This is a genomic window from Candidatus Eisenbacteria bacterium, from assembly GCA_030017955.1.
In the GTDB taxonomy this organism is placed as follows: Bacteria; Eisenbacteria; RBG-16-71-46; order JASEGR01; family JASEGR01; genus JASEGR01.
Genome location: JASEGR010000023.1, coordinates 28,156 through 40,161, shown reverse-complemented (window position 1 = coordinate 40,161; position 12,006 = coordinate 28,156). Strand labels below are relative to the sequence as shown.

The 12,006-nt window shown below is 53.2% G+C and carries 10 protein-coding genes; all 10 read right to left on the bottom strand.

The annotated features are described in order from the left end of the window. Positions 1–76: 76 nt before the first annotated feature. Positions 77–1,216 carry a cystathionine gamma-synthase gene (locus QME66_05395; GenBank protein ID MDI6808400.1) on the bottom strand — a complete coding sequence of 380 codons (1,140 nt, stop codon included), beginning with the start codon at positions 1,214–1,216 and terminating at the stop codon, positions 77–79. A 151-nt stretch (positions 1,217–1,367) separates the two neighbouring features. Beyond that, positions 1,368–2,735, bottom strand: a complete 1,368-nt coding sequence (locus tag QME66_05390) for a cystathionine beta-synthase (GenBank protein MDI6808399.1) — start codon at positions 2,733–2,735, stop codon at positions 1,368–1,370. Between the two features lie 220 nt (positions 2,736–2,955). Next, positions 2,956–3,363, bottom strand: a complete 408-nt coding sequence (locus tag QME66_05385) for a response regulator (protein ID MDI6808398.1) — start codon at positions 3,361–3,363, stop codon at positions 2,956–2,958. A gap of 178 nt (positions 3,364–3,541) precedes the next feature. After that, a complete protein-coding gene (locus QME66_05380; GenBank protein ID MDI6808397.1) occupies positions 3,542–4,894 on the bottom strand; it encodes a hypothetical protein in 1,353 nt (450 codons plus the stop codon). Positions 4,895–4,909: 15 nt separating this feature from the next. Beyond that, the gene (locus tag QME66_05375; protein MDI6808396.1) at positions 4,910–5,410 is read right to left on the bottom strand and encodes a hypothetical protein; all 501 of its coding nucleotides are present in this window, start codon (positions 5,408–5,410) and stop codon (positions 4,910–4,912) included. A gap of 20 nt (positions 5,411–5,430) precedes the next feature. Then, positions 5,431–5,964, bottom strand: a complete 534-nt coding sequence (pilO, locus tag QME66_05370; GenBank protein ID MDI6808395.1) for a type 4a pilus biogenesis protein PilO — start codon at positions 5,962–5,964, stop codon at positions 5,431–5,433. Between the two features lie 5 nt (positions 5,965–5,969). Further along, positions 5,970–9,701: a pilus assembly protein PilM gene (gene pilM / locus QME66_05365; protein MDI6808394.1), complete on the bottom strand. Its 3,732-nt coding sequence runs from the start codon at positions 9,699–9,701 to the stop codon at positions 5,970–5,972. 28 nt (positions 9,702–9,729) lie between these two features. Further along, positions 9,730–10,896, bottom strand: a complete 1,167-nt coding sequence (locus tag QME66_05360; GenBank protein ID MDI6808393.1) for a hypothetical protein — start codon at positions 10,894–10,896, stop codon at positions 9,730–9,732. Beyond that, entirely contained in the window at positions 10,896–11,480 is a 585-nt protein-coding gene (locus tag QME66_05355) for a hypothetical protein (protein ID MDI6808392.1), read from the bottom strand. Before QME66_05355 ends, QME66_05360 begins: the two co-directional genes overlap by 1 nt. Then, positions 11,477–11,860 carry a prepilin-type N-terminal cleavage/methylation domain-containing protein gene (locus tag QME66_05350; GenBank protein ID MDI6808391.1) on the bottom strand — a complete coding sequence of 128 codons (384 nt, stop codon included), beginning with the start codon at positions 11,858–11,860 and terminating at the stop codon, positions 11,477–11,479. The genes QME66_05355 and QME66_05350 overlap by 4 nt, the downstream gene beginning before the upstream one ends. Between the last annotated feature and the right edge of the window lie 146 nt (positions 11,861–12,006).

Here is a 12,006-nt window from a genome sequence, read left to right as displayed (position 1 = left end):
GCCTTATGAAACGCCCTGCATTTCGTAAAGCTATTTCTGGGACGGCACACTGGCCGCGCCCGGCTTGGCACAAATGCTACACTTGCGCCAGGCCCCTCCTCAGATCCTCTATCAAGTCGTCTTTGTCCTCAACTCCGACCGAAAGCCTGACAAGGCCGTCCGTCAATCCCATTTTCTCTCTTTCCTCTTTGGGCACAGAAGCGTGTGTCATAGTTGCAGGATGGCTTATCAGGCTCTCAACTCCGCCCAGACTCTCGGCCAGGGAGAATAGCCTCACGCTCTTGAGAAGTCTTTTCCCTTCTTCGATGCCACCCAGGTCGAGTGTAACCATGCCCCCAAACCCAGTGCACTGTTTTTTCATCAACTCGTGCTGGGGATGGGACGGGAGGCCCGGATAGACGACCCTTACAACTTTCGGGCTCGCCGCCAGAAGCTTCGCTATCGCAGCAGCGTTCTCATTGTGCCTCTCCATTCTCAGGGAAAGGGTCTTCGTGCCTCTCAAGACAAGCCAGCAGTCAAAAGGGCCCGGGACAGCGCCGACGGCATTCTGTATGAATCCCAGTCTCTCGGCAATTTCATCCTCACTTGTGACCACGACACCACCCACCATGTCACTGTGCCCGTTGAGGTACTTGGTGGTACTGTGGACCACTATTGTCGCACCTAATTCAAGCGGTCTTTGGAAGTACGGTGTCATGAACGTGTTGTCAACGACAAGCATAATGCCTTTCTCCCTTGCCAGCTTCGACATCAGGGAAAGGTCGGTGACGATGAGCAGTGGATTCGTGGGCGTTTCAACAAAAAGCATCTTGGTGTTAGGCCTTATGGCATCAGCGGCCCGGGCATGCGACGACGTGTCAATATAATCGAATGCAAGCCCGTAGCTCTTCAAAATCTTGTCAAAGAGCCTGAAAGTCCCTCCGTACACGTTGTTGGTCACAATGACGTGATCCCCTGCCTTGAGAAGATACATGCAGGCAGAAATAGCAGCCATTCCGGAAGAAAATGCAAATCCCCTTTTGCCCTTTTCCAGTGCCGCGATGTTTCTTTCAAGCGCAAACCTGGTCGGATTCTGGGTCCTTGCATACTCGAAGCCCTTGTGCTTTCCCAACTCTTCCTGGACATAAGTTGATGTTTGATAAATCGGAATAGTGACTGCCCCGGTTGTCGGATCAGGCTCCTGCCCTGCATGAATTGCATCCGTCGAGAATCCCATTTAGTCTCTCCTCATTGTACAGGCCGCATCCGCGCGGCCAGAGTAACCCCCTCACCATCCTGTCCCCAATGGAGAGGACCAAGGTGAGGAGAGGGTTCGACAAATCGAACCACTATGCTGCAGCTTCTCGAGACCTGATATTCCCTGCCGATCACTCGCTGGTAATGTACTCGATGAGATCAAATCGGCCGACAACCCCGATCACGGCACCTCTGTCGGTAACTACAAGTGCAGGCGTTCGCTGGGCAAGAAGCTTCATTGCCGTACTCACGCTCTCATCCTTGTCAACCAACGGCAGCGGCTTCTCCATAACACGCTCCACCTTGTCTTCCAGGACGGCACTGTTCTCAAGGACCTTTGACATGAGCTCTCCTTCCGAGACACTGCCGACGACCTTGCCGTCCTTAAACACAGGGAGCTGGGATACACTGTATTTCTTGATGAGCTCAAGAGCCTTTCCGGCCGTGTCATGACTGGCGACTGAGACAACGGCGGGAATCTCCGGCTGCTTGTTTCTGAGAACATCTTGAATCTTTATGGTCGACGTATCAAGGAGCCTATTCTCCCTCATCCACTCGTCAGAATGAAGCTTGCTCAAATACCTTTCCCCGGTATCAGGGAAGATAACAACGATGATCTTTCCCTTCTCAACTTCCTTGGCGAGCTTTATCGCAACCCAGCACGCTGTTCCGCTTGAACCGCCAACGAGCAATCCCTCCTCTCTGGCAAGCCTCCTTGCCATATTGAGCGAATCCCTGTCGCTGACACCGACCATCTCGTCAATGTACTCAAAATGCGTAGTGCCCGGGATCATGTCCTCGCCGATCCCCTCCACCTTGTAGGTCTTCGCGACGCCTATTCTCTTTGTGTAGAAATACTCCTTGAGGATTGACCCGATAGGGTCAGCGCCGACTACTTTGACCTCAGGCTTCTTTTCCTTCAGGTACTTGCCGATGCCGCTGATCGTTCCACCGGTACCGATTCCGGCGACGACATAGTCCACTTCCCCGTTCGTCTGCTTCCATATCTCCGGCCCTGTCGTGAGATAATGCGCAAGGGGATTGTCCGGATTGAAGTATTGGTTCGCGAGGAAGGAGTTTGGCGTTTCCCGGACTATTCTCTTTGCGACCTCGTAGAAGCTCTCCGGCGAATCCGGAGGCACTGCTGTCGGAGTGACCACTACCTCTGCACCGTATGCCTTCAGAAGATTTATTTTCTCGCGGCTCATCTTGTCAGGCATCGTGAAAATGGCCTTGTATCCTTTTACCGCGGCAACCATCGCAAGACCTACTCCGGTGTTCCCGGAAGTCGATTCAACAATAGTGCCTCCAGGCTTTATCAGGCCCTGTTTCTCGGCATTTTCGACGATTATTGCGCCTATTCTGTCTTTTACACTTCCCCCAGGATTCATGGACTCGAGCTTGGCCAGCACAATCCCTGAGCAGCCCTTCGCCACAGAGCTAAGCTTGACCAGAGGCGTATTCCCGACAGCATTGAGAACGTTCTCTCTGTAGTCTATCTTCGAGAGTTTATCCATGTGCAGTATCCTCTCCGTTTCTTGAAAAGTCGCTGCGCCCTCGAGCAAGAATATGCGGAATTGAAGGAGCCAGACCGCCAATCTCGGCTTTCTCCGGCATGGTAAGACAATGCCCGTACAGAGTCAAGCAAGGGAAAACGGTTTGGATTTTATCCCGTTGTGTCTCGAGTGCGTGGTTGGAAGGCGAAACTCAGCCGCTGGGTTATCTTGTTTCGGAGACTTTCGAGGGAGCTGAGAGAAGGATACCCACCGTCTCCGTAAGTCTTGCGAAGTCGTAGGGCTTGGGGATGAATGAATCGGCACCCATCTCAAGGCTCAGCTTCTTGTCCGTTTCCTGGATTCTTGCGGTAAGCATGATGATCGGGATATTGCGAAAACGTTCATCGAACTTGAGAAGCCTGCATACTCTATAACCGTCTATCCTGGGAAGCATCAGATCGAGGATTATCAGATCCGGTTTCTCTTCTCTCGCCTTTGCAAGGCCGTTTTGTCCGTCGCTCGCAACGATGACTTCAAAGCCCTGTGCTTCAAGGCTGATCCTGAGAATCTTGGTCAGGTCAAGTTCATCATCGACAACAAGAATCTTCTTTCTTCTCTCTGCTCCTTCCATCTCGGACTCCATCACTCCTGAGGCGGCCAATCAACGCGCATGGCTTCCATGAACATCACGTCCACCCGCTCCAGGACAACTCTGCAGAATCCATGCGCCGCAAGGAGTCCCTCTGAGAGCACTTCCATGGAAGCTCACGATTCGTTTCCATGCCTGATGCTCTCCTCGATGCATACGTTCATGGAATGAGGTGAGGAGTTATGAAAACGAGTAGATCGACTTTGTCCTTGGTAACTTTCTTGTGGCTGAAAAGCCACCGGCCGAGCAATGGGATCTTGGAGATGTAAGGAATACCGTGAAAAGATTCCGAATCAACTTCTCTCACAAGTCCTCCAATGGCAAGTGTCTCTCCATCTTTTATTGTGACCTGGGTCTGAGCCTCCCTTGTTGACATGACGGGCCGCTCGTTGAATTGTCCTCTCCATCCTATGATCTCGGAGATGACCGGCTTTACCGCGAGTGTGACGCTGCCGTCGCTCGTCACATGTGGTGTCACAGTGAGGTTTACCCCGATCTTAAGCTCGTCGTACCCAATGATTTCAAGAGTGCCGGTTTCCTTGTTCCTTTCGTATTTCGCTATCGGCACAAGCGTACCGACCATTATCTCAGCTTCCCTGTCTTCCAGGGTCGTAACCTTCGGATTCGAGACAAGGTTGGTCTTTGTCCTAGTAGAAATCATCTCTAGAGTTGCACTGAATTCAGCAGCCGAGAGCTTTCCAAAACTGAATCCACCTGTTGATGCATATGGAAACATCTCATTTGGAGGAAACGCTGCGCCAAGCGTGGTTCCAAGATTCTGCGTATTGGGCGTCGGCTGCCCCAGGCCCCTTGTACTTGTCTTATCAAACGGTGCTGTAGTCGGAATGCTTGCACCACTTGCGGATGCCGCAACGTTCCAGTTGATTCCAAGTCTCTCATCCTTTCCCAGCGAGGTTTCAATGAGCTTTGCCTCGATCGTGATCAGCTTCGGCCTTGAGTCAAGCTCCTTTGCTATCCGTTCGATCTCCCTTACCCTCTCAGGGTAGTCACTCACCACGATTTTGGATTCGTACCCGCTCTTTCCCCCGGCCTTGTTCTCCAGAACCTCGATTTTCCCCTTCTCTGAAAGGAGTTTGCCGAGGGGCTTTATGATCTCGCTCGCACCGACATAATCGAGGGCTATTGCTCTTGTTTCGAACTTGAGCGGAGTGACGACGACAGTTCCCTCCAGCCATGTCGGCTCGGCCCCAACGGCATCGAGCACAAGTCCTATCGCCTTGTCGAATTCGACCCCGGACAGCTGCACGGTAACCTTTCCCTCCAGTCCCGCGCCTGCCACTATGTTTATTCCGGTCTGCTGCGATATTGCACGTAGGACATCCTTTATGTCTGCGTCCTTGAAATTGAGGAAAATCTTTGTATCGCTTTGCGTGAATGCGCTCTCGTAGCAGAAGGAAACGGCAAGAACGGCGACCATGCCCGCGACAAGCCAATGCATGATTCTTCCTCGCGTTCCCAGCCAGAGACGAAGCCTTGAACTCATCTTGCCCATATGGATTTCCTTTCTCTAATCTCCACTCATCTTCAATATCTTCGTTTCGCCGTTCTTATCGAGGAGCACCTTGTCCCTCTGTATGCTCACGACTTTGTGGCCATTTAGACTGTCGCCTTTTCTGAGCACATGACCGTCTATGACACAGACGGCGCTCGTTCCAAGCACAGTCACTCCATCGAGGTGCAGGTAATTTATTTCCGTTGGACCAGTGGAAGGAGTCGGAGGAATGAAGGAACCCTGAGAATCAACGCGCGGCTTCCTGACCGACATCTTGTGGTCGAAGGGATCAGGTCCCCAGGAGATATCTGCCAGGAGGTTCTTATCGTAGTCGGCTTTCGCACTTTGCTGCAGCGGCATTGCGCTCGTCACAGCCGTCGCCTGGATCGTCTTGCCAGCATTGGGCTTTCCCAGCTTTGATGCCATTCTGCCTACAAGCACGACAACCATGATGGCGCCAACAACAAAAAGAACTCTACGCGAACGAAGCTTATTCAGGAAATCCAGTCCGAACACCAGTGTCTACCTTTCTTCCGTCAGTCCCGCGCATATGTCGTGATGAGCAAAGAAGCATCCAGAGTCGGCAATTCCTTTTCATTCGATGAGATCGAGAGATTTGTAACCGAAACAGGGATGTCGAGACTCTCAAGACCCCTGAGATACTCTCCAAGATTCTTGTATCGGCATCTCATCCGCATAGCGACACCGATTTTTTCGTACTGCCCATGGGTTCCATTGCCTACTCCAGGAACAGACACTGCCGTAAATGGCTCTGGAGATATGGAAGAGACCTCGATATCGTTGTCCCTGCCGAGTGAAGCCAGTTTGTCCAAGAGGGCTGGCATAAGCTCGTCCTTCTGTGGGATCACTTTCTTTGTTGTATCTGCCCGATTGCTGGAGACTCCAGTAACGGAATTGCCGAGCTCGCGCATCTTGGCGCCTATTCCGTCAATCCTCGCCTGGGCTGCAACTTTCTCTTCCTTCATGCGCGCAAGTTTCTTCTTGGCCGGCGTTGTGACTGCACCGTTGGCCAGATAGACAAAAACTGCAAGCGCAATTAACGCAACCATCTTTTTCAACCGGATATCCTCCTTAGCTTCAGATAGATGGTGAAATTCATCGTACCTTCGCCCGTTGCTTCGCCCCTCTTGAGAATCGCTTTCTCGTAGACCGGGGAGGCAAGGAATTCTTTCATAATTGTGGCCATTGTTCCCTCATGCCTCTCGGACCTGGAATAGAGGACGCCTTCAAGGCGGAGCCAGCTGGCCGGCTGTGATTCACCGTCCTGAGCGCCGTTCTCCGGATCGACTCTCTCGGAGAAAAGTCCTGTGAGCTTGACTTCGGGCGGCAGTCTGTTACTCAGATCCATGAGCACGAAAGACCACTTCTGTGTGTTTGACTCAAACTGTGAAATGGCGCGCTCCTCTTCGGCCGCCGCAGATTTCTCTCTTATTGTCAGATCAAGCTGCTGCTCGGTCGGCAGGAGGGCAGCGAGCTGGTCTTGGGTCACTTTCAGCTGTTTCTTTGCACTGAAGAGCTGGACTTCATTCTTGACGAGAATCAGGAACAGTGCGGCGCCTGCGACTGCGGCTACCTTTGCCACAGGTATTCTTGGGATCGCGCTTCTCCCGCCCGTGGGACGCTCCGGCTTGAGAAGATTCGGCAGAAGTCTGTTCGAGAGGAATGCGCCGGCGATGACCGCGAGCGACGTCATGTCCCCCGCATTCGCGCCTGGGAGTTTCAAGCCAAGTCGGTCGGTGATCTTCCCCATATTGAGCTCTTCAAACGTCAGCGCAAGTTCCCTATCCAGGTATTCCTTAAAGTTCTTGAGCTTTGAAGCTCCTCCTGTCAGGAATACCCTGCCGACTGCCTGCCCGGGGAACTCGCCTTCAATATACTGAAGCGATCGTTCGAGTTCTCCGACCAGTTTTTCAATCGACGGCCTCAACATTATACGCACCTGGGAAAGAGGGACATTTCCATCCATCGCCTCATCCGTTTCCAAGGGCATCCCGTGGCGAATTTTGAGCGCTTCGGCATCTTCGAAGCTAAGCGAAAGGCGCCGGCCTTGTGGAAGGAATATCTCCATCAAAGATTCTGTCAGAGCATTGCCTCCGACCGAAATTTCTCTGGTAACGAGGAGCTTCTTCCGTCTGAAGAAGAGGAGAGCAGTAGATTCGGCTCCAAAGTCCACTAATCCAGTTATGTCGTCTTTCAGATTCGCGGCATTAAGAATGTTCGAGTAAGCCACGACAGATGGCAGGAAAGCCTTTGGCCTAAGCGCAGCTCTTTTCAGCCAGCGTCTCAATTCCTGCGCCGCGCCTTTCTCAACCGCCGTAACAAGACAATACCTCTCGCCAGCGGCAGAGGGCTTCAATTCATCGTAGCCATAGACGATCTCTTCAAGGGCCAAATTCATCGATTTTTTCAGGTCAATCTCAATCGCTCTCTTCAAATCTTCCTTGCTCATCTTGGGGAAAGAAAGACCTTTGCATATGATTTCGTTAGATGAGATTGTGACGATGACCGGGCTTCCCTTGAGCCCGGACTTCTCTACAAAGTCGGTAAGTTTCTCTAAAGCACCTTCTCCCAGCTTTCTCAGAGAACGGCTCTCGAGTTTCACAAATGAGTAATCCTCGAGTACTCTTTTCCCGTGGCTTTTCTCGAAGGAAGCAATTTTGAGAGAAGTTGTCCCAATCTCAACTACCACAAGACGCTTCTTTCTCCCTATTCCAAGAGCCGACGGAATTGCAGAGAAAATTCGCGATCCGACCCCCTGATTCGACTCCGTGCCCGACGGAAGCACCGGCAGATCCTCCCCCTTGGACCGGCGCCAGAATCTCGCCCGCATCGGAAGGAGAGCCATGATTCTTGCCCGGATTCGATCTGCAACTTTCATCTCTGCCTCAGGTGCCGCCTGAGAGTCAACCTTGTCGTGACCGCCGGATTCCGCCTGCGCGGACAAGGCAGCCAGGGATTCCCCGCCGGCCTGCCTCTCCGATTCTGTGCTCGCTGGGCTGGCGGCCACAATCTCCACTTCACGTTCATCAATCGATGCCGTTCTGAATGCAGATGCAGCCAGGGACTCCGCCTCAGCCCGATTTTCAGACTCAGCCCCTGCCGGAACCCCTGCCAGAACCTCCGCCTCATGCTCGTAGGTCAATTCCATCCCAGACTCGGGCACAGCCAGAGGCTCAAGCTCAGTTCCTCTTTCAGGCTCCGTGTCTGAGAGAATCACGGGCAGAGCCCGCGTCTCATGTTCACCGACTAGTTCCGTGGGCATATGAGCCACAGGTTCTTGCTTGGCAGGTCGTCTGATCCTCATGGATCCCGAAAGCATGGCAGGGATCTTCGCAATGGCTCGGCCTGCGCATCCGGCACCCGCTGAAGCGGCTGCTGCTACCTTCATCGCACTTCGGCCTGGAAGCTTGACGAATGCCAGGAGGACTGCCAGGAGTCTGACAATCGCATGACCGACATATCTGGCACCCGTTGAGACTGTAGTCGAAACTCTGGTTCTCGCTCGGCTCATGGCTAATGCGTTCACCCTGGCCCGTTCCCTTGACCGCATCATGCTTGCTGACACCGCGGCCTTGACCCTCGCCTGGGCTCGGCCAGCGAGCCTCATGACTGCTGGGAGGATCGCTATGACCTTCACAAATCCACGACCAACAAATCTCACACTTGCTGACATCGTGGCCGAAATCCTTACTCTCGCCCGATTCATCGCCAGCGCGTTCGCCTTGGCCCGCTCTCGCGACCGCATCATGCTTGCTGACACCGCAGCCAGGAGCTCCCTCCTGGTCCAAACCGCGCACTTCAGAGCTGCCGAATACGCGACCAGAACTCTTGCCTCAGTCCGACCCATGAACCTCACACCCGCCGAAGCCGCTGCTGAAGCGATGACCTTGACTCGACCTTTGGATTTCTTTGTTCCCATCGAGATGGCTCCGAGGCTCCTAACCCCAATTCCTTTTGCGGATCTCGTCCCAGCTGAGAGCGATGTCAGAATGTTTCTCCTGGCTCTCGCGATAGATCTCCCGCATGCTGAAACCCCAACCAAAGCCCGTGTTCGAGCCGAGCCCGTAGTTCTCGCGCCTGCGCGGACGACTGTCAGGGTCTTCACCCTGACCCAAACCGAGAACTTCAAAACTGTCGAAAATAGCGCCAACGTCTCCGCCCTGCCCCAATCCCTGGACTTTGCCGCCGTACGAGCCATGACCCAAACCTTCATTCCCCTTGAGACAGCAAGGCAGACGTGAACCTTCGCTTGACTCGAAAATCTTATGCCCCCTGAAAGCGCGGCCAAGAGCTCCTTCCTGGTCCAAACCGCAAACTTCAGAGCTGCCGAATACGCGACCAGAACTCTTGCCTCAGTCCGACTCATGAACCTCACACCCGCCGAAGCCGCTGCCAAAGCATCCTGCCTGGCTCGATCTGCGAGCCTGGCCGCCGCTGAAAGCGCGGCCGAGACCTTTGGCTTGACCCGACTGCTGAGCTTCACGCCGGTCGAGACCGCAGCCAGAAGCTTCGCCTTGGCTGGCTCCTTGAGTCTCACCGGCACTGAGAGTACAGCCAACGCCTCCGCCTTGGTTCGATCCGTGAACCTCGCACTCGCTGAAGCAATCGCCGGGGCCCATGTTTTGGCTCGGCTGGCATACTTCGTTACTTCAGAGGCTGCAGAAGAAACCCGCATCCTGGCCCGCTCCTTAAGTTTCATGCCCGCCGAAACCTGAGCCAGAGCGATTTCCTTGAGGCGGCCTTTGGGTTTCATCCCCGCTGAAAGTGCTGCCAAAAGCTTCCTCATGCATAGCTCATCAAATCTCACGCTTGCCTCACAATTCTCTGAAGCTCCCCGGAACCTTTGCCGGCTGACGAGGTGGGAAATAGTTTGTTCCGAGATTCAATGTGCACCCGGGCATACTCTCACCCGTGATAGATCTCGCCACGAAGTATCCGTTGATTGTTGCCCGATTAAGTTCCAATGCTCCCCACGTGAACGCTTTCCCCGTCACCGCAGCATTGAGGTAGAGTTTCACTCCTTGCACGCCAAAAAGTATTCCATTGGCAGTGCCCTGTCGCAGTGAAATCGATGCTCTCGAATAGAAGACGTTTTCTGCGAACGTTGAGTCACTCCATATGCTTTCGAGGCCACCTTGTCCGTCCAGGGTTGCGGTTCGCTGACATATCATCTTGACTCTGTCTCCAACCGTAACGATATTCTTGAAGCTGAAGGTTCCGAACGCTACGATTTTCCCGGGTCCGGTAATGTTGTTCCTGCCCTTCGCGTTGAAATCACCGTTTACGTACAAGGTACTTTCAGGAAGCGTTGTGAGATTCAGATCATTATTGGGGTTCAAAGTATAATCCCCCGCAGGTTTCCCTTTTGCCACTGTGAGGAGATTCCCGTAGGTAGTCGTGTCTGGAAGCGTAGGGAAAGCCGGCTGAGGGTCAGGATAGATTTCTCCTCCAGTGTGGTTTGGCGGTACATAGAAAGTCCTGGTCCCCTTGAACGTGGACGTATCAACATCTCCATCAACATATATGTTTCCGTTGACCGTTGGCTTGTTTGCTCCACTGCCACCAGTGAGCCCGGATGAGCTGTCAATGTAGGCGCCATAGACGTAGATGCCGACCTTTACTCTTAGACTCTTCGCCAAACCCTGGACGGTTCCTGTGACCACTACCCTTTTCTGACCAGAAGGAAGAGGGTTTCCCAGTTCATCCAGAGTTGACGGCGGTGACACAACGAAGCTCCCGTTGCCGACAGACCTTCCTGGCGAGGGGAGCCCGCCCCAGGAGAAACTTGATTCCAGTTTTGTCACCGCGTATTCGATGCCTGCCTCGGCAATGTATCCCGCCTCTCCCTCTCTCTCCTGGCGATACGCTTCATCGGAATCAATGGCTACCATGGAAGCAGTTACCATCCCAAGCATTGAGAGAAGAAGAATGGCCATTATGAGAAGCGCGACCGTTGTGCCTCTCTCATTCCCAAGTTTCATCACAGATTCCTCAAAAACTCTGATGTTCTAACCAAAGTCTTCTCTCCATCTTTGTTCACTCGTAGAAGGAGCACGACTCTCCAGATGTCAGTTGAATTTGGGGAAACAAGCGGAGTAGCCACAGTCCCGTCTGACTTCAGGTACTGGAATGCAAGTGAATCGACCCTTGAACATAGAACATTTGGGCTTCCGTTTTTTGTGAGAATGAGATCAGTTCCCGGTACCCCGTTCCAACTCAGCGTGATTGTGCTGGCATCTATGTCTGTGAAACTGACACTGGTCTGGTTTGCAACCAGCACGTCTCTTCGTCCCCTCAATCTCGTCAATTCCTTCATTGTTCTCTCTGAAGCGACTCTTGCCTCGCTCAGGATTTCTTTCCTCTTATCTACATAGTCGAACGACGCGATTGACTGCTTGAAACTATTCCCGGTCAGGACTGCTATGGTTGTAAGCACAACAAGCACCGTGACGAGCTCAATGAGAGTTCCACCCTTCCGGGAGCAGCCCGCGGTGTCCCGGCCAGGGCTTCCGGAGAATCCCGCACGAATGCGATTGCCCCGTGCGTTCTTGTATGTTCGCTTCAATGATCCACCACCCATGTTGTCACCACGACATCAGCAGATGTCCCCCTTTGTACCCGTACCTTCACGGTTCTGAATGTGACGCTGTCATAGACTGAATCCGGGCTGATGGTCACTGTTCGAACATAATCGTTGAACCCGTTCACGGGATTCTCCTGCGGATAGTTCCCCGATGTTATGTAGGAGAATCCTCTTTCGGGTGACATTTTGTCAGCGATTATCGTGTCCATCTTTTCCTTGGCCAGAAAGCTGGCCGTCGAAACAACTTCTGCCTGACTGGACTCCGTGGCAGTGCTCGCAAAGAGCGTAAGAAGAGGAATGAGCGCGATGCCGCCGATGATAATCACAATGACGACTTCAACCAGTGTGAACCCTTTTTCCATTTTCTCGCTGCTGCCTCCTAGTGTCGTGTCCCGGAAATTCCTTGTCTATGTCTTTGCCCCCGGACACGACACTTTCATAGGCGCTCCTCGCCCCTCTGACGCTTCAGGATGCTCCTACTCGTCGCATCCCTACGCTGTCACCCCTG

Coding starts and splice junctions, on each gene's coding strand:
- pilO (MDI6808395.1), bottom strand. CDS start 5,964: ATGGTTGCGTTAATTGCGCTTGCAGTTTTTGTCTATCTGGCCAACGGT.
- QME66_05385 (MDI6808398.1), bottom strand. CDS start 3,363: ATGGAAGGAGCAGAGAGAAGAAAGAAGATTCTTGTTGTCGATGATGAA.
- pilM (MDI6808394.1), bottom strand. CDS start 9,701: ATGAGGAAGCTTTTGGCAGCACTTTCAGCGGGGATGAAACCCAAAGGC.
- QME66_05380 (MDI6808397.1), bottom strand. CDS start 4,894: ATGGGCAAGATGAGTTCAAGGCTTCGTCTCTGGCTGGGAACGCGAGGA.
- QME66_05350 (MDI6808391.1), bottom strand. CDS start 11,860: ATGGAAAAAGGGTTCACACTGGTTGAAGTCGTCATTGTGATTATCATC.
- QME66_05360 (MDI6808393.1), bottom strand. CDS start 10,896: ATGAAACTTGGGAATGAGAGAGGCACAACGGTCGCGCTTCTCATAATG.
- QME66_05395 (MDI6808400.1), bottom strand. CDS start 1,216: ATGGGATTCTCGACGGATGCAATTCATGCAGGGCAGGAGCCTGATCCG.